Below are 21,391 nucleotides of genomic sequence, written 5' to 3' on the forward strand. Positions count from 1 at the left end.
CGTGAAAACGACCATGGTGCTGCTCCTGACGGCGGGGCTCCTCGCGGTGGATCCCGGCCGGAGCGGGGCGGCGCTCGCCGCGCCGGAGGCCGGCTGCGCGTTCAGCGCGCGGCACCTGACCCTGGCGCCCGGTGAAACGTTCGCACTCGACTTCAGCTTCCGCAATCCGACGGCGGGCGATCCCGAGACCACGTTCACCGCGGTGATGCTGGAGAACGATTTCTACGGCGCCCGCCACACCTTCCTCACCAGGAACGCGGGCGGCGGCACCGGGGTCAACGTGAACACGCACCTCACGACCGGCGCGGCGCCCATCGCGACCGACGACATCACGATCGAGATCACCTCGTCGCACACCGGCGCGACCATCCTGGCCACGTGCACGACGAGGCTCACCGTCAGCGGCGACACCGACCTCGACGGGATCCTCGACGAATGGGAGACCTCGGGCATCGACGGGAACGGCGACGGCGTCGCCGACCTCACGCTGACCGGCGCCAACCGCCGCCGCAAGGACATCTACCTGGAGCTCGACCACATGCGGCAGCACGACCTGCTGCCCGCGGCCGGCCAGGACGTCGTGGCCGCGTTCGCCGCCGCCCCGGTGGTCAACCCGGACGGCAGCACCGGTATCACCCTGCACATCGACCAGGACGAGGAGCTCGCCCACGAGGACGACGTGACCACGTGGACGGAGTACGACACGATCAAGGCCGCAGCGTTCGGCACGGCCGCCGAGCGGACCCGGCCGGAGGTCATCGAGGCCAAGCGCAGGGTCTACCACTACGTGCTGTTCGGGCACGAGCGCGACGGCGGCACCTCGTCGGGGCGGGCCGAGATCCACGGCAACGACGTTCTGGTGACGCTCGGCGGCGCGCCGTGGGGCGTGGACGCCACGGGCCACCACGTCGGCACCGTCCGGGAGCAGGCGGGCACGCTCATGCACGAGTTCGGCCACAACCTGGGCCTGCGCCACGGCGGCGCCGACGACACCAACTGCAAGCCGAACTACCTCAGCGTCATGGGCTACGCCTTCCAGACCACGCTGATCCCGCAGGTGGCGGGGCCGAACCGGCTCGACTACTCCCGGCAGGCGCTGCTAGAGCTGAGGGAGACCTCGCTGCTGGAGTCCGACGGCGTCGGCGCCGGCGGGACCGACTTCACGTTCTGGAGCGCGGACGGCGGCGCCGGCGGCTGGAGCAGCGCGCAGGCCAACGGCTGGCTCGACTGGAACGAGAGCAACAGCGAGGACACCACGCGGATCCCCGTCGACATCAACAACCTCGGCTTCAACGACTGCTTCGCCAGCCCAGGACAGACGCTGACCGGGCACGACGACTGGGCCAACCTCGACTTCAACTTCCGCGACGACGCCGACTACGCCGACGGCGCCCATTCGCCGACGCCGCCGGAGATCACCGGTGAGGTCGCGGTGGAGATCCGGGAACGCGTCGAGCGGGCACTGGCTCCGAAGGCCGAGGCCGGGGGACCGTACACCGGAGTGGAGAACGCGGCGGTCACCTTCGCCGGCGGTGCGACGGGGACGGGCACGCTCACCTATGCCTGGGACTTCGGCGACGGCACCACGGGCACGGGCGAGCGGGCCACGCACGTCTACGGCGACGACGGCACGTTCACGGTCACGCTGACCGTCACCGACCAGGGCGGCCGCACGGGCAGGGACACGGCCGTCGTCACCGTCGCGAACCTCGCGCCGAGCGCGGTCATCGAGGGGCCTGACACGCGCGTCGCCAGCGCCGGGGTCGCGGCGGAATGGGCCGTGCGCGGCGCCGACCCCGGCAGCGACGACCTGACCGTCACCTGGACCTGGGGCGATGGGCAGAGCACGAGCACGGCGTACCTGATCGATCCGCCGGGCGCCGACCCCGACCCCAGCCCCGACGTGCGGCCGCGCGACGTGCGCGACGTCGCCCGCCACACGTGGATCAGGCCTTGCGTGTACGGCGTGCGCGTGACGGTGGCCGACGACGACGGCGGTCAGGCGGCGGACGAGGCGACGCTGGTCGTCACCGGCGACGGCGGCGGGCCGAGGCTGCTGGCCTTCTGGGCGCTGCGCATGGGTCCCGGTGGACCGCCCGCGGGCTGCCTGCTGCGCACGGTGGAGCACATGAGCAGGGTGTTCTCCGAGGTCGTGGACGTCTCGACCAGGGATCGGGCGTTCACCGCGCTGACTCCGAGGGGTGTCGGCCCGCGTCGTCAGCTCGACGCCCAGTTGCTGACGGCCTGGCTGAACTTCGCCGACGGCGCCCACACGCTGGACGAACTCGTGGACGGCGACGGCGACCAGGTCGCGGACGTCTCGTTCGGCACGGCCATGGCCAGGGCGGAGGCGGTGCGCCTGGATCCCGCGGCCACGCCCGCGGCGATCGCGTTCCAGGTGAGCCTGCTCAACGGCATCAACGTGTAGCTGTTGCCCCCGCCCTTCAGCGCGGGGCGGGGGCATCGCGGGCGGCTACTCGACGCGCACGATCTGCCAGCGCGGCGGAGTGCCGGTGGACAGGATGTCTGAGCAGTCGCAGTTGCCGCAACCAGGGGTCATCGCGTTCTCCTCGCCATGTCGGGGAAGGGATGACGTACCCGTCATGACCGGCCCCTACGCTGACGCCCCCGCCAGACTTGCCAGTCATCCGGCGGTGTAGCCGCCGGCGTACTCCTCCGCCGGCGGGATGTTGGTGATCACGTCGACCAGGACGCCGTTGGGGTCGGCGACGATGAAGTGGCGCTGGCCGAAGTCCTCGGTCCTGATCTCCAGCTCGGGCTTGAGCCCTTCGGTGAGCACGAGGCGCTCCCACTCGGCGTCCACGTCGTCCACCTCGACGTTGAGCAGGACACCCTGGGCCGGCTTACGGTACGCGGCGGGCACCGTGGGGTGGTCGTAGTTCAGCAGGGCCAGCTCATGGGCGCCCCGGCGCAGGCTGACATACCAGTCGGCCTCGAAGGTGATCTCGAACCCGAACAGGCGCACGTAGAAGTCACGCGACTCGGCGAGCCGGGAGCTGCCGATGACCGGGTAGAAGCTGCTGACGTTCATGATGAATTCCTTTCGCATACCATCGGTATGTGAAGTAAACTAGCTCGCATACCGTCGGCATGTCAAATGGAGGTCGATGTGAGCACCCGGGCCGAGCAACGTGAGCGAACGCGCACGACGCTACTGCGCGAGAGCAGGAGGCTGTTCGCCGGCCAGGGGTACGCGGCGGTCGGGCTGGCCGAGATCGTCGCCGCCGCCGGGGTGACCAAGGGCGCCCTCTACCACCACTTCGCCGGCAAGGCCGAGCTGTTCCGCGCCGTGCTCGACCAGGTGCAGCAGGAGGTGGCCGAGCGGGTCGTCGCGGCGGCCGACGCCGAGAAGGAGCCCTGGGACCAGTTGGTCGCCGGCTGTCAGGCTTTCCTGACGGCCAGCACCGATCCCCTTCTGCAGCGCATCATGCTGGTGGACGGGCCCGCCGTACTCGGATGGACGCAGTGGCGGCAGCTCGACACCGACAACTCGGCGCGCCACCTGCGCGAGGCGCTCACCGGGCTGGTCGAGCTGGGCGTCATCACGCGTCAGCCGGTCGAGCCGCTGACCCACCTGCTGTCCGGCGCGATGAACGAGGCGGCGCTCTGGCTGGCCGCGGCGGGCGGGCCGCGCGACCTGGCCGACACCCAGGCCGCCCTGGCCCGGCTGCTGGACTCCCTACGCGCATAGGCCCGGCCCGGCATAGGCCCAGCCCGACACAGGCCCAGCCCGGCCCAGCCCGACACAGACCCGGCCCGACACAGGCCCAGCCCGACACAGGCCCAGCCCGACATACGCCCGGCGCGGCATAGGCCTGCGTGCCCAGGCGGGGTGTGCCTAGGTGGGATGTGCCTAGGTGGGATGTGCCTAGGCGGGGTGTGCCTAGCGGCGGACGTGCAGGCGGACCACGGTGCCGCGGTCGTCCTCGCAGACCTCGCGGCGGATGCGGCCGACGATCTCGCGGTCCAGCTTGTTCACGATCGTGCCGACGTCGGCCGATGAGGGGCAGGCCAGGTGGACGTTGAGCCGCTCGGCGTCGCCCACCACGCGGACGGCGGCGCCGGTCAGGCCCTCGACGTCCTTCAGGCCCACGCACAACATCGCGGTGCCCGTCCCGCTGCGCGCGCCCCTGCGGCCCCAGCCCAGGCTGAGCAGGAACCACCGCAGCGAGACCAAGGCCAGCACGAGCAGGGTCAGCGCCAGCAGCCAGAGCATCCACGGCTGCGCGGCGATGGACTCGGCGGCGGCGTCGGGCAGCACCTTCGCGCGCGGTGCCAGGCCGGGCAGCAGGTTCTGGCCGCGCAGGTAGGCGTAGGCGCCGGCGATGAGCAGGATCGTGCCGACGATGGCCAGGCCGATCCGGTTGCCGGAGTACTGGCGCATCACAGCCCCCTGGTGCGCAGCCGTACCACGACCTCGCCCGCGCAGATCGCGCCGAGGCCGGACAGCCGATCGCCCACCGCGGTGCCGACCTGCCTGAGCATCGCGCCCGAGCTCTCAGATCCCGTGGTCACGGTCACCTCGATCGCGCGTTTGCGCAGCCGGACGCGGGCGCGGGCGACGCCGTCGACGTCCTGGGCGACCGCGCGCAGCGTGCGGCGCAGCCCGGAGCGGGTGATGCCGATGACGATCAGCGGGTCGGCGGTCTCGACCGGAACCAATCGTGAACGTCCCGGAACGATCGCCAGCGCCAGCAACCCCACACCACCGATCACCGGCACGAGCGCGGCGAAGGAGATCTCCCACCACGAGGTACGGCCGGCCACCGCGAGCACCCGGTCCAGCGGAATCCACCCCAGCGGCGTCCCCATCAGCGCCCCGACCAGCTCGGCCGCGGTCAGGCCGAGTCCGGCCGCGAGCGCCAGCGCGAGCGTCACACCGACGGGGGTGCGGGCGGGCTTGAGCGCCCGGGTGAACCTTTTGCGCGGAGTCTCCGGTTGGGCGAGGGAAGCTGCGCCCGGCAGCCGCTGCTGGAGCGTGGTCATCACATCGACCATGGGTACACGGCTCTCATAGCCGCCCGTCGCCCTCCCCGCCGCCGGTTTGCCGGATCATTACGGGACTTCCGAGGAATGCGAATCATGCTCATGTCCGGTTACGCTGCAGCCATGGACGACCGTCAGCGCTACGACCGCGCCACCGCCGCGCTCGAACCACCGTTCGCGATCCTCGATCTGGCCGCCCTGCGCGCCAACGCCGCGGACCTGGTACGGCGGGCCGCCGGCAAGCCCATCAGGGTGGCCAGCAAGTCGGTGCGATCGCGACCGGTGCTCGAACGCATCCTGGCGATGGACGGCTTCCAGGGCATCATGGCCTTCACCCTGCCCGAGGCGTTGTGGCTGGTGAGCAAGGGTTTCACGGACATCCTCGTGGCCTACCCGACCGCCCACAGGCAGGCGCTGGCCCGCCTGGCGGCGGACGCGGCGGCCGCCCGCGAGATCGTGCTGACCGTGGACTCCGTCGGCCACCTGGACCTCGTCGAGGACGCGGTGGCCGAGGTGCCGTCCCGGCAGGAGATCCGGCTTTGTATCGACATCGACGCCGCGTTCATCGCCCTGAACGGGAAGTTCCGGGCCGGAGCGCTGCGCTCCACGATCCGCGAGCCCGAGCAGGCCGCCGAACTCGCCGCCGCCATCACCAAGCGCCCCGGCCTCAGACTGTGCGGCCTCATGGCCTATGAGGCCCAGATCGCCGGGGTGGGCGACGACCCGCCGGGCAGCGCCGCCTACACCCGTCTGGTCCGTCTCATGCAGAGCCGTTCGGCCCGCGAGCTGATCATCCGGCGGGGCCGTATCGTCAACGCGGTCCGTCAGCTCGCCGACCTCGACTTCGTCAACGGCGGCGGCACCGGCAGCGTGGAAAGAACCGTGCGCGAGAAGGCCGTCACCGAGGTGGCGGCCGGGTCCGGGTTCTTCCATCCGAGGCTGTTCGACTTCTACCGCGGCGTCACCGGCCGTCCCGCCGCGCTGTTCGCGCTGCCGGTGGTGCGCCGTCCGGCCCCCGACATCGTGACCGTCCTCGGCGGCGGCTATCCCGCGTCGGGAGCTGCGGGGCCCAGCCGCCTGCCGCAGCCGTTCTTGCCGGCGGGGCTGCGTTACGCGGCCGACGAGGGCGCGGGCGAGGTCCAGACCCCGTTGCTCGGCCAGGCCGCCCAGGATCTGCGGATCGGCGACCGTGTCTGGTTCCGTCACGCCAAGGCGGGCGAGCTGTGCGAACGTTTCGACACCCTGCACCTGATCGACGGCGACGAGCTCGTCGACCGGGCCCCCACCTACCGAGGCGAAGGCCGCACCTTCCTGTAACAGGGCAGGTAGAAGCGTCCGGTAGGGCGCGTAGAAGCCTTAGCAGGGCAGGTAGAAGCCTCTGGCAGGGCGCGTAGAAGCCTCTAGTAAGGCAGGTAGAAGCTGAGCACGTCCGCCGTGAGCGGCGGGAACAGTGCCCGGAACAGCTCTTCCTCACCGGCGTAGACGTCGGGCCTGACGCGGGTCAGCCCGTCCATCCCGTGCGGGCCGAACACCAGCGCGGGCAGGTAGTCCGGCGCCACTCCCGCGCCGCCGACCGCGCCCGGTCCCTGCATCGGGCCACCGGCCGTGACCTCGCCGAGGCCGTCGGCCCCGACCGGAATCCGGTAGTGCGCCCCGAACGTCGAGAGCACCACGTCACGCCCCGCATGATCCACCCCGGCCTCGGTGAGGCGCTGCCAGAGCAGCGGCCGCAGCCGGTCGAGCAGCGCCGCGACGTCCGGGATCCGGACGTAGTATTGCTCCGCCTGCTCGCGTGGCTCGTCCTTCACGAACTCCTGCCAGGCGGCCGCGGTGACCGTACCGGCTCGATGGACGACCCGCGGCTCAGTGCCGGGCGCGAGCGCGGCGACCCCGCGCAGCAGATCCCGGGCGGCCGCCTCGTCGCGCGCGGCGGCCTCGGCGAGGAGGATCTCGTCATCCGGCGGCGAGGTACGCCCCGAGGCGACGACCGCGCCGTCCCGCTCCAGCACCCAGGTGCCGGAGCCGTCGTGGGCCAGCAGCCACCGCGCGCACGCCGCGGAGTGCGGCATCGCGACGTCGAACCGGCTCTGCGTCGCGTCCTGGAGCTCCTGGAGGGCGGGGAGGTCGGACGGCTCGGCCCGGCGGAGCGCGGGCGCGCCCTCGCCCTGCGGCAGGCCGCGCACGCTCAGCGCCGGGGGAATGTCGATGGCGTACTCGTAGCCGAACAGCCGGTAGAAGTACGGGATCCCGATCATCGTCTGGATGACGTGCCCGCGCGCGGCGGAACGTTCGTGCGCCCACTTCATGAGGGCGCGCACCAGCCCGCGCCCCTCGTACGCGCGGTCGGTGGCGACCAGCTCGACCTGCCCGGCGGGCAGCCGCACACCGCCGATGCGAACGTTTTCATCGAGCAGCGTGGCGGTCGAGACGATCCGGTCCCCGTCGGCGACCACGGCGCAGGCTTCCCACCCGGCCTCCGGATCCTCCACCACCAGCCGGTGGTCCACGGCGTCGACCGGTTCGCCGCGTTCGGCGAGCAGGGCGCTGATCTGGTCGAGGTCCGCGGGCCGCGCCTGACGTAGCTCCAGGCCACCGGGCAGCGGGACGGGGTTGATCGTGCTCACGGCCGCGACTATGACATCGCCCGGCGCCGTCCGTCCATCGAGTTTCCGCTACTCCGAGCGAGCGCACACCGGGCAGGCGGCCTGCACCAGAGCGCGGCGTTCCTCGTCCACCGCGACCACTTCCCCACTTCCCAGACAACACCGGCACAGGCGGAGCAACGCCGTCTCCAGGTCGTCCCATCCTCGGCTGTCGCAGCGATGACAGGCCAGCGGGATGCCGCCGACCCACTCCACCCGGCTCCCCCGGCACTGGGGGCACGTGGGCTTGCCGTTCATCCGGCCCCTCCCTCGTGGATTGAAGGTCTCGTGCGGTTAACGCCGTCGTTTCCACGGCAAAGTTTCAAGCGAAAGTTCAACGATACCGTTGAAGTCATGGACATCAAGGACATAGCGCGTCCCCTCGACGGCGCGGCCATCTCCACCTTCCTCCGGTCTCTCCCTACCCGGCCCCTGCTTCTCGGCCTGGGTGAGGCCACCCATCGGGTGGACGCGCTGCCAGCAGTGCGCAACGAGATCTTCCGGCACCTGGTCGAACATGAGGGTTACCGATCGATCGCGCTCGAAAGCGACTGTCTCATGGGTCTGATCGTGGACGACTACGTGACGAAGGGAACCGGAACCCTCGACGAGGTCATGGAGCGGGGCTTCAGCCACGGCTTCGGCACCTTCCCGGGAAACCGCGAACTCGTGCGGTGGATGCGGGCGTACAACGAGGAGCATGAGCAAAAGATCCGGTTCTTCGGCTTCGACGGCCCGCTGGAGTATTGGGCGGCGAGCCCGCGGCAGGCACTCACCGCACTCTACGACCTCCTCGACGACCCGCTCCCCTGCACCAGGGAAACCCTCGACACGCTGCTCGGCTCGGACGAGCGGTGGTCGAACGAGGACGCGGCCATGGATCCGGCCCAGTCGATCGGCCGGTCCGCCGAGGCGCAGCGGCTGCGGCTGATCGCCGACGACCTGGTCGCGCTGCTCGACACGCAGGCGCCCGGGATGAGCGTGGCGGACAGGGAGATGGCGGGACTGTACGGGCGCACCGCCACCGGCCTGCTGCGCTACCACTTCTGGATGGCCGACGCGTCCCCGGCGCGGTGGACCCGGCTGTCGAGCCTGCGGGACGCGATGATGGCGGACAACCTGCGCGCCATCGCCGATCTCGGCCCGGCCCTGATCTTCGGCCACAACCTCCACCTGCAGCGCAACAAAGCCACGATGAGCTTCGGCGACCAGACGCTGGAGTGGTACGGCGCGGGCGCGATCGCCGAGACACACCTGGGCGACGGCTACACCTTCCTGGCCACGGCCCTCGGCACCATCGACACCGACGTGCCGCCCCCGGACTCCGTGGAGGGCGTCCTGTCCGCGCTCCCCTGGGACCGCATCCTCGTCGACGCCCGCCACCTGGCCGAGGCCCTCACCCGGCCGAGCACGCGCAGTTCGCACGACTTCGCCTACTTCCCGCTGGACCCGGCCCACCTCGGCCTGATCGACGGCATCGTCTTCCTCAGCGACGTCGCCCACCGCGCCGATGTCGAGAAATCCTGATCGGCTCCGCTCCGCTGGTGAAGGGCCGCGACAGAAGCGGCCCCGCGACACCGGGAGACCACCATGCAGCAGGACAAGATCAACGAGATCCTGAACCGTCCGATGAGCCAGGAGCTCCTGGCCCGGGACGTGACCCGCCTGGCCTACACCGCCGAGGACGGCACGCCGCGCAATGTCCCGATCTCGTTCACCTGGAACGGCTCCGAGGTCGTCATGTGCACCACGACGAACGCCCCGAAGCTCAGGCACCTGCGCCTCAACCCGATGGTCGCCCTGACGATCGACACCGAGGTGCACCCGCCCAAGATCCTGCTCATCCGCGGCCGGGCCGAACTGGACCTCGTCGAGGGCATCCCGGACGAGTTCCTCCAGACGAACGGCACCTACCAGATGACGCCCGAGCAGAGGGTCGAGTGGGAGGCGGAGGTCCGCTCGCTCTACGAGCGCATGTACCGCGTCGTCGTCACCCCCACGTGGGCGAAGCTGATCGACTTCGAGACGACCCTGCCGACCCCGGTCGAGGAACTCATCCGCCGTCGCGAAGAACTCCGCCAGGGCTGACCAGGCTGTCCGGGACCGGGCTCGGCCGGCTTCCAACCGGCCGACGGCCCAGCTCCCGTACCGGCCTGATCAGCAGCAACGCGGCCACGACGCCGACGGTCACCATCGCCGAACCCATCAGGAAGGTACGCGGCTCGACCACCAACGCCGCCGGCCCGGCCAGCGCCTGGCCGACAGCCATACCCGCGACCGACCCGGCCACCTGATAGGCCGAGACCCGGTTGAGCACGTCCGGCGCCACCTGCGTCTGCACGCTGGTCGTCCACATCACCGACCAGAACGCCAGCGCGATCCCGCCAAGCACGTGCCCGGCCATCAGCACCGGCAACGGCGGCCCGAGCGACACGGTCAACGGAACCGCCACATACCCCGACAACGCCACCGCGCCCGCCGCCAGCGGCCTGCTCGGCCGCAGCCGGATCGCGACCAGCCCTCCGGCCACCGTGCCCAGGCCGAGCGCCGCCATCACCCAGCCGTAGTCGGCCCCGATGACCTGCGACGACAGCGGCACGGACGGCCCGACCACCAGAACCCCCCAGAACACCCAGACCAGGATGACCGACCACATCCAGCTCCTGGCCTTGAACTCCTGCCACCCTCTGCGCAGATCGCTCAGCACGTCCGAGGGCTCCGGCTTGGGTACGGCCACGCGTACCAGCAGCAGGAGCACCGCGCTGACCAGGAACGTCCCCGAGTCCAGGGCGTAGACGAAGACCGGTCCGGCCGCCAGCACCAGGATCCCGGCCAGCGCCGGACCGGCCAGATGGGTGATGGCTTCGGCGATCTTCAAGGTGGCGTTGGCCCGCTGCGGATCCCGGGCGACGAGCGGCACCATGCCGTTCACCGAAGGCTCGAACATCCCCGCCCCGATACCCGACAAGAACGCCATGGCCAGCAACAGGGCGAACGGCGGAGCCCCGTCCAGGAAGGCGACCGCCACCGCGCCCTGGCTGAAGATACGCAACACGTCCGCGCCGATCATGATGGTCCTGGCGCCGAAACGGTCGGCGAAGACGCCGCCGAAGAGCATGACAAGGACGGCGGAGGCGGTCCAGACGGCCAGCACATAGCCGACTCCGGCGATGCCGTACACCTGACCGACCGCGAGGGCGGCGGCGACGGGCATCATGGCGTCACCGAGCAGCGAGATCGTCCGGGCGCCGAAGTAGAGGGTGAAACTCTTCGTCCACATAAGCAACAAGTCTGGATATTTCCAGATCAGAGCACTGGTGTCGCAGATGACATCATTAGGTACATTTGCGTCATGCCCTCAGCGCCGCCCGCCGCGCCCCCACTCCCAGCGCCCCCGCTCTCGGCGCCACCCGTGACGACATCAACAACGCGCCCCCCGATCACACTCCCGGTATGCCCTCCAGCGCCGCCCCCGCCCAACCCGCACCGCGTCGTCGCGCTGGTAGGCGAGAACCAGGAGCTCTACCCGGTCACCTCCGCGTCGGCGGTCTTCGGCTACCAGGGCCAGGAGATCCCCCAGCACTACAGCTTCCGCCTCTGCGCCGAACGCCCCGGCCCGCTCACCACCACCCTCGGCAGCCCCATCCACGTCGAACACGGCCTCGACGCCCTCGACACCGCCGACACCGTCATCATCGCGAGTTGGACGGTCTCGCCCACGCCCGCCGTACTCGACGCCGTAGCCGGAGTCCACGCCCGAGGCGGCCGAATCGTCGCGGTCTGCGCGGGAATCTACATCCCCGCCGCCCTCGGCCTGCTCGACGGCCGCCGCGCCTCGGTCCACTGGGAACTCAGCGCCGACCTGGCAGCACGCCACCCCCGCATCGTCCCCGACGACACCGTCATCTACGTCGACCACGGCGACGTCGCCACGGCCGGAGCCTCGGCCGCCACCCTGGACCTCTGCCTCCACCAGGTACTCCAGCAACACGGCGCATCCCACGCCATGCGCATAGGCCGCCAGCTCGCCGCCGGACCCCGCCGCGAAGGCTGCCAACGCCAATACCCGCCACTCCCCACAACCGGCCCCATGCCCGACTCCCTGGCAGGCCTGCTGGAATGGCTGCTCGCCAACCTGGCCAACCCCATCACCGTCGAGGACATGGCCGCCTTCTCCGGCGTCTCCCCCCGCACCCTCACCCGCCAGTTCGCCGACCAACTCGGCGTCCCACCCGCCCGCTGGCTCCTCGAACGCCGCCTCGCCACCACCCGCGCACTCCTCGAAGACACCGACCTCCCCGTCGAAACCATCGCCACCCGCGTCGGCCTCTCCTCAGCGGTCAACCTCCGCCGCCGCTTCCACACCGCCCTCAACACCACCCCCGCCGCCTACCGCCGCTCGTTCCGCTGACGTCAACTCCTAGGTCGCAGGTACGGCTCCCGCAACAACCCCGCCAGCAGTCCGCGCCCGTCCCCTTGGCCGCACCGACGACCCGCTCCTCGCCTGGCAGCACCCACGGCTCCGCTCCTCATGGGGGCACACACGGCCCGGCCACTATCGGCAGCCCGCACGACCCGTTCCTCTTTGGCGGCAGGCGGCAGTGTCGTCGGGACCCACCCGACTCGCCCCGCACAAGGCCATGTTCCTGCCCTCCGGCACCGACGCCCTGCTTGATCCGCGACAGCGCCCCGGCCCGAGGACCGCTAGGGGCAGGTCGTCCCGATGCCGGGCCGAGCGGCTACTACTGGCGTGGAATCTCGACGCCGGCCGCACGCAGGTTCGCCTCGACCAGCGCGTTGAGCCGGGCAAGAGCCGGCTCCTGGTCTTCCCGATGGTGGTTGACCAGCCCGTATCGGGACGCGGCGTCAGGCTGGTGGCGAAACCCGTCCGGCATGGCCAGCGAGGCCCGATCGGCCAGCAGCTTCTCGGCCAGCGTGGAAGCCAGCTCCTCGATCCGCGGATCGTCGGGATCCCAAGTCCTGGCCTCCAGGCCACGCTTGGTCACCTCGACGAACTCAGGATCGTCGAACCGTCGTTCGAGCTGCCGCAGGAAGCCGTCGAAGACCTCCGGCATCAGCGCACGGGTCAGCACCAGAGCCTCCCGTTGCGCGGCCACATAGTCGGGACCGAAGCCGAGCTCAACAAGCCGCTCCAAGAGCACGCAAGCCCGATCAGGCAGCAGGACCCGATCACCATGGGCAAGACGGTGCAGCGTGTCACGCCGCGCGATCAGGTCCTCGATACGGTCGGTCAGCCGCCGACGCACATCATCCAGAGCAGTGGCGAACCGCTCGGAGTCAGCGTCAAGCAGGTCACCAATCTCAGCCAGCGGCACACCAGCCTCGGCCAGCGTCCGAACCTGAACCAGCCGCAGCAGATCACCCGACCGATAACGCCGATAACCAGAACTGTCCCGCACTGGCTCCGTGACCAGGCCGAGCCGGTGATAGTGCCGCACAGTCTTGATCGTGACCCCGACGAACGCCGCCGCCTGACCGATCGTCAGCCCATCCACCATCGCCTCAGCGCACCCCCCGGATCACGGACGGCCACAGTCTCCCAAACCCAAGACCGCGACGGCACGCCCACCCTCACACGGCACCGACCGCGCTCACCGGCCACCTTCGCGTCAAGGGCGCCAGAAATCGTCGTGAACGCGCTGGTCAGCCACATACTCCCAGCGTTCCACGACCAGCCCACGCTCGAAGCCGTAGACGATGAAATTGTCCATCTCGACGCGCTCCCCACGGCGCTCGGCCGTCCAGCGGTGCAGAGTGACGGCGTAGGAGTCGTTGGCCTGCACAGAGAGCAGTTCGGTCTTGAAGGTGCCGCCCGTCTCTTCGCCCACGAGCGTGCCGAGCCTGACGATGGCGTCCTTGCCGCGATGCTCGCCCGCCACGATGCTGTCGCCGCCGATGTGGAAGATGACGTCGTCGGAGATCATGTCGAGATAGCCGGTGAGATCGCGATTGCCGATCAGATCGTACAAGCGCCGGGTCAGCGCGGCGTTGGGGTGTGTGTCAGGTCCCATGTGGTCACCATGCCGCAGCGGTGTGGCGAGACGGCATAGATCCGAGCCCACTCCCGTCAGAAACCGCCCACCCCGGCGCAACAGCAGGACGTCAGCCACGTGGGGAGCGCGAGGGTTCTCCCTCGCCCGGGGTGTGGGGCAGAGCCCACTGTCACAGCCCGGAGCCCCCGGCGCGAAGCGCCCCCCGCGTAGGCCCACGCCCTTCAGCGGCGCCGCCGGCGCCACAGCATGATGGCCGCCCCCACCACCAGCACAGCCCCCACCCCGATCAACACCGGCGCCAAGCTCGGCGGCTCGTCGTCCCACAGGTGGTCAGGGTCGTCTTCGATGCGTACCGGCCGGGCCGTGAAGCCGAGGGCGTCGCCGACGGACGTGGCGATGTGCCCGGCTCGGCTCCGGACGTCGGCCACGGTGCGTTCGGCGACGCGCTTGGGGCTTACCCGGTCGGCGATGGCGTCGACCGTACGCGCGAGCTCCGTGCGCGTTTGCGCGATCCGCCGCTCCATCTCGTCCGGGTCGGTGTCAGCCATGGCTCTCCTCTCGCAGGCGATCAGTCTGTCAGGTCAGGTCACCGTACGGCACGCCGGGCAGGCCGGTAGGTTCTGGGTCATGACCGAAACCAAGCTGGCAGCTGGTGACGCCGCGCCGGAGTTCGCCCTTCCCGCCGCCGACGGCAGCACCGTCTCGCTCGACTCGCTGCGCGGCAAGCGGGTGATCCTTTATTTCTACCCTGCCGCGATGACTCCGGGCTGCACGAAGCAGGCCTGCGATTTCCGCGACAATCTGGGGCAGCTGACCGCGGAGGGCTTCGTGGTGCTCGGCGTGTCCAAGGACAAGACCGACAAACTGGTCAAGTTCACGGAGCGGGACGCGCTGACGTTCCCGCTGTTGTCGGATCCTGAGCTGGCGGTGCACAAGGCCTACGGCGCGTATGGCGCCAAGAAGCTTTACGGCAAGGAGGTCGTGGGCGTGATCCGCTCCACCTTCGTGATCGACGCCGACGGCAAGATCGAGCAGGCCCTCTACAACGTGAAGGCCACCGGCCACGTGGCGAGCCTGAAGAAGAAGCTGGGCCTGGACTGAGGGCGGCGGAAAACCCGTGCTCCCGGCTGCCTCCGGGCAGTTAGACTACGGGGGTTCCGCTGCTGCAGCGGGGACGCGGGCGTGGCGAAATCGGCATACGCGGCAGGTTTAGGTCCTGTTGGTGGAGACACTGTGGGGGTTCGAGTCCCCCCGCCCGCACACCCCACCACGGACAAAGATCGGGCCGGGTGGCGCTTCCTCTTCGCCACCCGGCCCGACGTCGTGATCATGATCGACCATCACGATCTCCCTTTACCCGCCTCTGAAAGGCGCTCCCAAGAAGAATCTTGCCGGAAGGCCGGTAAGGCGGGTGTTAAGAGCCGTTCATGTCAGACCTGGGTCGTACGGCGTGTTCCACCTCCAGGCGGACAGAGAGCGCGCGGGTGGTACGTATCGTGAGGATGTGTTCGGCAGGTTTCGCGCGTGGTCGCAGCGCCACGACAAGCTGGTCGATGCCCTGTGGGTGTCGCCTCTCATCGGCCTGTGCGTGTTGGTGGCGGTGCCGTACAGCAACATCAGGCCTGAGGACCCGGGCGCCTATCTCTCGATGGGCGGATATGTGGGGCTGTCGGCGATCCTGCTGGCGCCGCTGCTGTGGCGCAGTTCGCGGCCGGTTCCGGCGTTCGCGGTGATCGCGTCGATCAGCTTCGTGCAGTGGCTGCTGAAGCTGGATCCGATCCCGGCCAACATCGCGGTGCTGGTGGCGTTGTTCTCGGTCGCCTACCGGGCGCGGTTTCTCTGGGCGGCGCTGGCCGGGCTGGTGGCCGAGCTGGGGATATTCCTGGCCCTGGTGCACTGGGACAGCCCGTCGCTGGGGATGTTCACCACCGGGACGATCTTCGTGGCGACGATCTGGCTCACCGGCATCTACGCCAACACCCGGCGGCGCTACCTCGTCAGCCTGGAGGAGCGGGCCGAGCGGGCCGAGCGGGAGCGTGACCAGCAGGCCAGGATCGCGGCGGCGGCCGAGCGCACCCGGATCGCACGGGAGCTGCACGACGTCGTGGCGCACAACGTGAGCGTCATGGTGGTTCAGGCGGACGGCGCCGGGTTCGCGATCGACGCCGATCCTGAGCAGGCGCGGCTGGCCGTACAGAACATCTCCAAGACCGGGCGTGAGGCGCTCGCGGAGATGCGCAGGCTGGTGGGGGTGCTGCGGCAGGACGACGCGCCCGGCACCGACTACCTGCCCCAGCCCGGTCTCAACCAGCTTGAGGAGCTGGTCAGGGGCGCGGGCGTACCTGCTGAGCTGCAGGTGTCCGGCGCGCCCGGCGAGCTGCCCGAGGGGCAGCAACTCGCCGTCTACCGGATCATCCAGGAGGCGCTCACGAACGCGCTCAAGCACGGCGGCCCGGCCGCGAAGGCGCTGGTCGAGCTGAGGTACGGCAGAGCCGAACTCGTCGTCAAGGTCACCGACGACGGCCGGGGCGCGGCGGCGCCGGCGAGCGCGGGCGGCCACGGCCTGGTCGGCATGCGCGAACGCGTCACCATGTACGGCGGCGCCGTCACGGCCGCACCCAGGCCGGGCGGCGGTTTCGAGGTCCTCGCCCGGCTCCCGATCCAGACCCAGAGGGCGGCCTGAAGCATGATCCGGGTGATGCTGGTGGACGACCAGCAACTGCTGCGCACGGGCTTCAAGATGGTGCTGTCGGCCCAGCCCGACATCGAGGTCGTGGCCGAGGCGGCGAACGGCGCGCAGGCGCTGGAGGTCCTGGAGCACACCGAGGTGGACGTGGTGCTCATGGACGTGCGCATGCCGACCATGGACGGCGTCGAGGCGACGGCCAGGATCAACGGCCCGAAGGTGCTGATGCTGACCACGTTCGACCTGGACGAGTACGCGTTCGCGGCGCTGAAGGCGGGCGCGGCGGGGTTCCTGCTGAAGGACGTGCCCCCGGCCGACCTGGTGACGGCGATCCGGCAGGTGCACGCGGGCGACGCGGCGATGGCGCCGAGCACGTTGCGGCGGGTGCTGGACAGGTTCGCCGCGCATCTGCCGTCGGGCGAGGCGGCGGCGGTGAAGGAGCTGACGCCGCGCGAGCACGAGGTGCTGCTGATGGTGGGGCGCGGCCTGTCGAACCTGGAGATCGCCGCCAGCCTGGACGTGGCGGAGGCCACGGTGAAGACGCATCTCGGGCGCATCCTGGCGAAACTGGGGCTACGGGATCGTGCGCAGGTGGTGGTATATGCGTACGAGGCCGGGCTGATCGTGCCGTCGAATCGGCCGAAAGGCTGACCGCCGTCATCTCAAGGGGCACACGAAGTCCCTCCTCAGGGGTCATGGATCTCGAAATTTCCGCCCATAGCGTGGGTCGAGTTCGAAGAACCACGACCCAGGAGTGAACGTGACCCTCACGGAGACACGGCGCCAGGCCCCGCCCGCGGTGGTGGCCAGAGCCCTGACCAAGGTGTACGGCCAGGGCGACGCCCAGGTGCACGCCCTGAGCGGCGTCGACGTGTCGTTCGCGACCGGCGCGTTCACCGCGATCATGGGCCCGTCCGGCTCGGGCAAGTCGACGCTGATGCACTGCCTGGCCGGGCTGGACAGCGCGACCAGCGGCACCGTGCACATCGGCGACGTGGAGCTGACCGGCCTCAGCGACAAGCAGCTGACGTTGCTGCGCCGTGAGCGCATCGGCTTCATCTTCCAGGCGTTCAACCTGCTCCCGACGCTGACCGCAGAGCAGAACATCCGGCTGCCGCTGGAGATCGCCGGCCGGCTGGCGGACCAGCAGCTGTTCGACCGGGTGATCGCGACGGTCGGGCTTAAGGACCGGCTGAAGCACAAGCCGAGCGAGCTGTCCGGCGGCCAGCAGCAGCGTGTGGCGGTGGCCCGCGCGCTCATCAGCAAGCCTCAGGTGATCTTCGCCGACGAGCCGACGGGCAACCTCGACTCGCGCAGCGGCGCCGAGGTGCTGTCGTTCCTGCGGACGAGCGTGCGCGAGCTGGGCCAGACGATCGTCATGGTCACCCACGACCCGGTGGCCGCCTCCTACGCCGACCGCGTGGTGTTCCTGCGGGACGGCGCGCTGATCTCGGAGCTGGCGCAGCCGTCCCCGCAGACGGTGCTCGACACCCTCATGAAGCTGGAAGGGTGAGCGGGGTGATCAAGACGGCTCTGGCCGGCCTGCGCGCGCACAAGCTGAGACTGCTCCTGACCTCGCTGGCGATCACGCTCGGCGTGGGCTTCATCGCGGGCACGTTCGTCCTCACCGACACCATCGACGCGGGCTTCTCGCAGAAGGTCACCGCGGAGGCCGACAGGGTCGCGGTCGCGGTGGTGTCCAAGGACGCGGAGAAGCCGCTGCCCACGGCACTGCTGGGCAAGATTAGGGAGGCTCCCGGCGTCCGGGACGCGCAGGGTCTCATCCGCGGCCCCGCTCCCCTGCTCGGCAAGGACGGCAAGGCCATCGGCGACCTGCCGACCACCGCCGTCTCGATCCCGACCGGCGAGCTGGCCCGCGCCACGATCGTCAGCGGCACCGGCCCCGGCAACGACGACCACGCGGCCGTCGTGGACAAGAACACCGCCAAGGCCCAGGGCATCAAGCCCGGCGACACCGTCACCGTGCTCGACCACCGCCAGTCCCGCCACGACTTCAAGGTCGTCGGCCTCCTGGACCCCGGCCTGGACCAGGAGCTGGGCTTCACCGGCGCGATCGGTTTCACCACGGCGACGGCGGAGCGGCTGACCGGCGCGAAGGGCTTCACCGAGATCGACGTGGCCGGCGCCGACCCCGCCGCGCTCAAGAAGGCGGTCGCCGCGGTGGCCGGCGGCGGCGCCCTGGTCATGACCGGGCAGGAGCTGGCCGACCAGATGGCGAAGGCGGCGGGCGTCTCGACCGACATGATCACCGTGGGCCTGCTGCTGTTCGGCCTGATCGCCATGCTGGTGGCGGCGCTGGTCATCTACAACACGTTCAACATCCTCATCGCCCAGCGCACCCGCGAGATGGCGCTGCTGCGCTGCATCGGCGCCACCCGGCAGCAGGTCTTCGGCTCGGTGCTGTTCGAGTCGGCGATCGTCGGCGTGGTGTCCTCGGTGCTCGGCCTGCTGGCCGGCTACGGGCTCGGCGCGCTGGCGATGACGCTGCTGGCGGCCTTCGACGCGCCGCTGCCGACCGGCGCGGGCGTGGCGCTGGCGCCGAAGACGATCGCGATCGGCCTGGCGGTCGGCATCGTGGTCACCGTGGGCGCGGCGCTGCTGCCGGCCCGCGGGGCGACCAAGGTGGCCCCGATCGCCGCGCTGGGCTCGCAGGTGGAGGAGCAGACGTTCCGCACCGGCGCGCTGCGCATGGTCTTCGCCGGGCTGTTCCTGCTGGCGGGAGCCGGTACGACCGCGGCCGGGGTGATGATGAAGCCCGGCGAGATGGTCTCGCTGTTCGTCGTCATGGGCGGCGGCGCCCTGACGTTCCTGGCGGTCCTGATCCTCGGGCCGGTCCTGGTCAAGCCGCTGAGCGCGCTGGTCGGCTGGGTGCCGGCCAAGTTGTTCGGGGTGCCGGGCAGGCTCGCCGTGGACAACTCGGGCCGCAACCCCAAGCGCGCGGCCACGACCACGGTCGCGCTGACGATCGGGGTGACGCTGATGACGCTCATCTCGGTGATCACCGCGTCCACCCGGGTGACGATGGACGCCAAGCTCGACAACCAGTTCCCCGTCGACTACATGATCATGAGTCAGTCGCGCGAGCCCGACGTACCCCGGGAGGTCGCCGAGAAGCTGCGTGGCCTGCCCGAGCTGAGCGCGGTGGTCTCGATCCGCGAGAGCACGGCCAAGGTCGGCGGCAAGAAGTTCGACGTCGGGACCTGGTCGGGCCCGCTCAAGCCGGTCGTCAAGAGCGGCACCCTGGCCGGTTTCGGGCCTGGCCAGGTGGCCCTGACCGACTATCTGGCCACGGACCTCGGGGTGAAGACCGGCGGCACGATCATGCTGAAGGGCGAGCGGCTCACGGTGGTGGCACTCCTCGACGGCGAGGAGACCCCGCTGCCGAGCGTCACGCTGCCCGAGAGCTCCTTCGACAAGCAGTTCGCCCGCGCGCTCGACTCCCGCGTGATGGTCAACATCAAGGACGGCGTCGCGCCCGAGCAGGCCCGCAAGCTCGTCCAGGCGGCCACCGCCGCCTACCCGACGGTCCAGGTGCAGAGCTCCACCGACGTGCGCGGGCAGTTCGACGACGCGCTCGACATGGTGTTGATGATCATCACGGCGCTGCTGGGGCTGGCCATCCTCATCTCGCTGCTCGGCATCGCCAACACGCTCTCGCTGTCGGTGCACGAGCGCACCCGCGAGTCGGCCCTGCTGCGGGCGCTCGGCCTGACCCGGCCGCAGCTGCGCCGGATGCTCTCGGTCGAGGCGCTGGTGCTCGGGCTCATCGGGGCGCTGGTCGGGGTGCTGCTCGGCGCCGTCTTCGGCTGGGCCGCGGTCAAGGCCATGATCGACGGTGCCGTCTACCAGTTGCCGATCGGGCAGGTGCTGCTTTTCGTGGCGCTGTCGGGGGTGGCGGGCGTGCTCGCCGCGGTCCTGCCCGCGCGCCGCGCCGCCCGCGCCTCGATCGTCGGCTCGCTGGCCGCCGGCTAGCTCATCGGGGGGTACGGCCCGGCCACTGCTCGGCGACCGTTTCCGGGTCGAGCAGTGGCCGGATCGTCACCTCTCCGGTGGTCCCGTCGATGACGACGCAGCCGCCGCCGACGCTCTCGGGCAGCTGGGCGGGGTCGGCCGGTTCGAGCTCTCGGACCCAGGCCACATACCCGTCCCGGAAGGCGTGGAGCCCCACCGAGACCGCCTTGTCGGCCGACCGGACGCCGTTGAAGTACTCCTCCGCGACCGCGCGGGCCTGGTCGAGGTTCACCGCGGCAGCCCCTGCCGATCCACGACCACGCAGAACACGCCCGTCACCGTCGTGTACGGCGGCTCGACCGCCATGTGACCGCGCTGCGCGTCCACCCAGATCACCTCTCCCGACATGTTGACCGCGTTCCACGCGTGGGCGCCGCCGCCCGGCCAGCGCACCACCAGCACCGCCGCCGCCCCGTGCCCGGCCTCCACCAGCCGCCGGGCGATCGGCGGGTAGGCGTGCCGCCCCTGTCCCGCGCACTCGAACCGCTGACCGACCCAGCGCTCCATCCTGGCGATGCCGCCGTCCTCGCCGGTCAGCAGCGGACGGCCGACGCGGTCGTACTCAGGCAGCCGGGGCGCGGCCGCCGCCGGCTCGCCGTGCCAGGTGGACAGCACCGCCAGCGCGCAGTCCACCGCGTTGCCGGCCCGGAACGGGTCGTCCGCCGGCCCCTCCCCGTTGATCAGCCGGATCCAGGTGCCGCGCGGATCGGGGAACCGGCTGCCGGACGGCACCGCCCGGATCAGGTCCTGCTCGACCTGCGGGTCGGGATGCGCCAGCCCACCCGGCAGCCCGTACGGCCGGCACTCCGCCAGCCGGGGCGGCCGGTCGGGCAGGTCGAACCAGTCTTCCCCGGTGAAGTCGTCGACGCCGCCGGGCAGGGCCGAGTCGGCGGCCAGCTCGTAGTCGCGCCAGCGCACGCCGTCGGCGACCAGCGGGTTGTAGTGCCCGCCTGGAAGGCTCCACCGGTTGCCGGGCTTTCGGTCGCGGAACACGACGCCCGATCGTAGAG

Annotated in this window: 22 protein-coding genes and 1 tRNA gene; 12 read left to right on the forward strand and 11 right to left on the reverse strand. The window is 70.5% G+C overall.

Going from position 1 to position 21,391, the window contains the following annotated elements; all coding sequences use genetic code 11:
• Position 1: 1 nt before the first annotated feature.
• Complete coding sequence (locus tag HNR40_RS54970; RefSeq protein WP_184965789.1) at positions 2 to 2,428, forward strand: PKD domain-containing protein; 2,427 nt, start codon at positions 2 to 4, stop codon at positions 2,426 to 2,428.
• A 216-nt stretch (positions 2,429 to 2,644) separates the two neighbouring features.
• Here the strand turns inward: HNR40_RS54970 and HNR40_RS26310 are convergent, their stop codons facing one another.
• A complete protein-coding gene (locus HNR40_RS26310) occupies positions 2,645 to 3,052 on the reverse strand; it encodes a VOC family protein (protein ID WP_184965791.1) in 408 nt (135 codons plus the stop codon).
• A 66-nt stretch (positions 3,053 to 3,118) separates the two neighbouring features.
• Between HNR40_RS26310 and HNR40_RS26315 the strand changes: the two genes are divergently transcribed.
• Positions 3,119 to 3,712, forward strand: coding sequence for a TetR/AcrR family transcriptional regulator (locus HNR40_RS26315; RefSeq protein WP_184965793.1), 594 nt, complete (start codon positions 3,119 to 3,121; stop codon positions 3,710 to 3,712).
• 192 nt (positions 3,713 to 3,904) lie between these two features.
• Here the strand turns inward: HNR40_RS26315 and HNR40_RS26320 are convergent, their stop codons facing one another.
• Positions 3,905 to 4,405, reverse strand: coding sequence for a hypothetical protein (locus HNR40_RS26320; protein ID WP_184965795.1), 501 nt, complete (start codon positions 4,403 to 4,405; stop codon positions 3,905 to 3,907).
• Positions 4,405 to 5,007: a DUF6286 domain-containing protein gene (locus HNR40_RS26325; protein ID WP_184965797.1), complete on the reverse strand. Its 603-nt coding sequence runs from the start codon at positions 5,005 to 5,007 to the stop codon at positions 4,405 to 4,407. The genes HNR40_RS26320 and HNR40_RS26325 overlap by 1 nt, the downstream gene beginning before the upstream one ends.
• A gap of 123 nt (positions 5,008 to 5,130) precedes the next feature.
• Here HNR40_RS26325 and HNR40_RS26330 point away from each other — a divergent pair, with 123 nt between their 5' ends.
• Positions 5,131 to 6,324 (forward strand): amino acid deaminase/aldolase, encoded by a 1,194-nt coding sequence (locus tag HNR40_RS26330; RefSeq protein ID WP_184965799.1) that lies wholly within the window; start codon positions 5,131 to 5,133, stop codon positions 6,322 to 6,324.
• Between the two features lie 83 nt (positions 6,325 to 6,407).
• Here HNR40_RS26330 and HNR40_RS26335 read toward each other — a convergent pair whose 3' ends face one another.
• Positions 6,408 to 7,631, reverse strand: coding sequence for a GNAT family N-acetyltransferase (locus tag HNR40_RS26335; RefSeq protein WP_312896514.1), 1,224 nt, complete (start codon positions 7,629 to 7,631; stop codon positions 6,408 to 6,410).
• Between the two features lie 48 nt (positions 7,632 to 7,679).
• Positions 7,680 to 7,907: a hypothetical protein gene (locus HNR40_RS53745; protein ID WP_221340835.1), complete on the reverse strand. Its 228-nt coding sequence runs from the start codon at positions 7,905 to 7,907 to the stop codon at positions 7,680 to 7,682.
• A gap of 96 nt (positions 7,908 to 8,003) precedes the next feature.
• On the opposite strand from HNR40_RS53745, the gene HNR40_RS26340 reads away from it, so the two are divergent.
• Complete coding sequence (locus HNR40_RS26340) at positions 8,004 to 9,176, forward strand: erythromycin esterase family protein (protein WP_184965801.1); 1,173 nt, start codon at positions 8,004 to 8,006, stop codon at positions 9,174 to 9,176.
• Positions 9,177 to 9,239: 63 nt separating this feature from the next.
• A complete protein-coding gene (locus tag HNR40_RS26345; protein ID WP_184965803.1) occupies positions 9,240 to 9,737 on the forward strand; it encodes a pyridoxamine 5'-phosphate oxidase family protein in 498 nt (165 codons plus the stop codon).
• On the opposite strand, the gene HNR40_RS26350 is transcribed toward HNR40_RS26345, so the two are convergent.
• Entirely contained in the window at positions 9,703 to 10,929 is a 1,227-nt protein-coding gene (locus HNR40_RS26350) for an MFS transporter (protein WP_184965805.1), read from the reverse strand. The genes HNR40_RS26345 and HNR40_RS26350 overlap by 35 nt on opposite strands.
• Positions 10,930 to 11,061: 132 nt before the next feature.
• On the opposite strand from HNR40_RS26350, the gene HNR40_RS26355 reads away from it, so the two are divergent.
• The gene (locus tag HNR40_RS26355; protein ID WP_312896515.1) at positions 11,062 to 12,060 is read left to right on the forward strand and encodes a GlxA family transcriptional regulator; all 999 of its coding nucleotides are present in this window, start codon (positions 11,062 to 11,064) and stop codon (positions 12,058 to 12,060) included.
• Positions 12,061 to 12,391: 331 nt separating this feature from the next.
• Here the strand turns inward: HNR40_RS26355 and HNR40_RS26360 are convergent, their stop codons facing one another.
• From HNR40_RS26360 to HNR40_RS26370, 3 genes are all read right to left on the reverse strand, one after another.
• Positions 12,392 to 13,168 carry a MerR family transcriptional regulator gene (locus tag HNR40_RS26360; RefSeq protein WP_184965809.1) on the reverse strand — a complete coding sequence of 259 codons (777 nt, stop codon included), beginning with the start codon at positions 13,166 to 13,168 and terminating at the stop codon, positions 12,392 to 12,394.
• Between the two features lie 111 nt (positions 13,169 to 13,279).
• Positions 13,280 to 13,780: a nuclear transport factor 2 family protein gene (locus HNR40_RS54975; protein WP_184965811.1), complete on the reverse strand. Its 501-nt coding sequence runs from the start codon at positions 13,778 to 13,780 to the stop codon at positions 13,280 to 13,282.
• Positions 13,781 to 13,884: 104 nt separating this feature from the next.
• Positions 13,885 to 14,211 carry a DUF3618 domain-containing protein gene (locus tag HNR40_RS26370; RefSeq protein WP_184965813.1) on the reverse strand — a complete coding sequence of 109 codons (327 nt, stop codon included), beginning with the start codon at positions 14,209 to 14,211 and terminating at the stop codon, positions 13,885 to 13,887.
• A gap of 79 nt (positions 14,212 to 14,290) precedes the next feature.
• Between HNR40_RS26370 and bcp the strand changes: the two genes are divergently transcribed.
• The 6 genes from bcp (at position 14,291) to HNR40_RS26400 (ending at position 20,342) form a co-directional block, all read left to right on the forward strand.
• Positions 14,291 to 14,764 (forward strand): thioredoxin-dependent thiol peroxidase, encoded by a 474-nt coding sequence (gene bcp, locus HNR40_RS26375; protein WP_184965815.1) that lies wholly within the window; start codon positions 14,291 to 14,293, stop codon positions 14,762 to 14,764.
• 75 nt (positions 14,765 to 14,839) lie between these two features.
• Positions 14,840 to 14,923 (forward strand) — tRNA-Leu (locus HNR40_RS26380).
• Positions 14,924 to 15,167: 244 nt separating this feature from the next.
• Positions 15,168 to 16,346, forward strand: a complete 1,179-nt coding sequence (locus HNR40_RS26385) for a sensor histidine kinase (RefSeq protein ID WP_184965817.1) — start codon at positions 15,168 to 15,170, stop codon at positions 16,344 to 16,346.
• A 3-nt stretch (positions 16,347 to 16,349) separates the two neighbouring features.
• Positions 16,350 to 17,000, forward strand: a complete 651-nt coding sequence (locus tag HNR40_RS26390) for a response regulator transcription factor (protein WP_184965819.1) — start codon at positions 16,350 to 16,352, stop codon at positions 16,998 to 17,000.
• A 109-nt stretch (positions 17,001 to 17,109) separates the two neighbouring features.
• Positions 17,110 to 17,862, forward strand: a complete 753-nt coding sequence (locus tag HNR40_RS26395) for an ABC transporter ATP-binding protein (RefSeq protein WP_312896516.1) — start codon at positions 17,110 to 17,112, stop codon at positions 17,860 to 17,862.
• A 5-nt stretch (positions 17,863 to 17,867) separates the two neighbouring features.
• Positions 17,868 to 20,342: an ABC transporter permease gene (locus tag HNR40_RS26400; RefSeq protein ID WP_184965823.1), complete on the forward strand. Its 2,475-nt coding sequence runs from the start codon at positions 17,868 to 17,870 to the stop codon at positions 20,340 to 20,342.
• Position 20,343: 1 nt separating this feature from the next.
• Here HNR40_RS26400 and HNR40_RS26405 read toward each other — a convergent pair whose 3' ends face one another.
• The gene (locus HNR40_RS26405; RefSeq protein ID WP_184965825.1) at positions 20,344 to 20,613 is read right to left on the reverse strand and encodes an SUKH-4 family immunity protein; all 270 of its coding nucleotides are present in this window, start codon (positions 20,611 to 20,613) and stop codon (positions 20,344 to 20,346) included.
• Positions 20,610 to 21,374 (reverse strand): toxin glutamine deamidase domain-containing protein, encoded by a 765-nt coding sequence (locus HNR40_RS26410; RefSeq protein WP_184965827.1) that lies wholly within the window; start codon positions 21,372 to 21,374, stop codon positions 20,610 to 20,612. The genes HNR40_RS26405 and HNR40_RS26410 overlap by 4 nt, the downstream gene beginning before the upstream one ends.
• Positions 21,375 to 21,391: the final 17 nt, after the last annotated feature.

It is taken from the genome of Nonomuraea endophytica (assembly GCF_014203235.1).
In the GTDB taxonomy this organism is placed as follows: Bacteria; Actinomycetota; Actinomycetes; order Streptosporangiales; family Streptosporangiaceae; genus Nonomuraea; species Nonomuraea endophytica.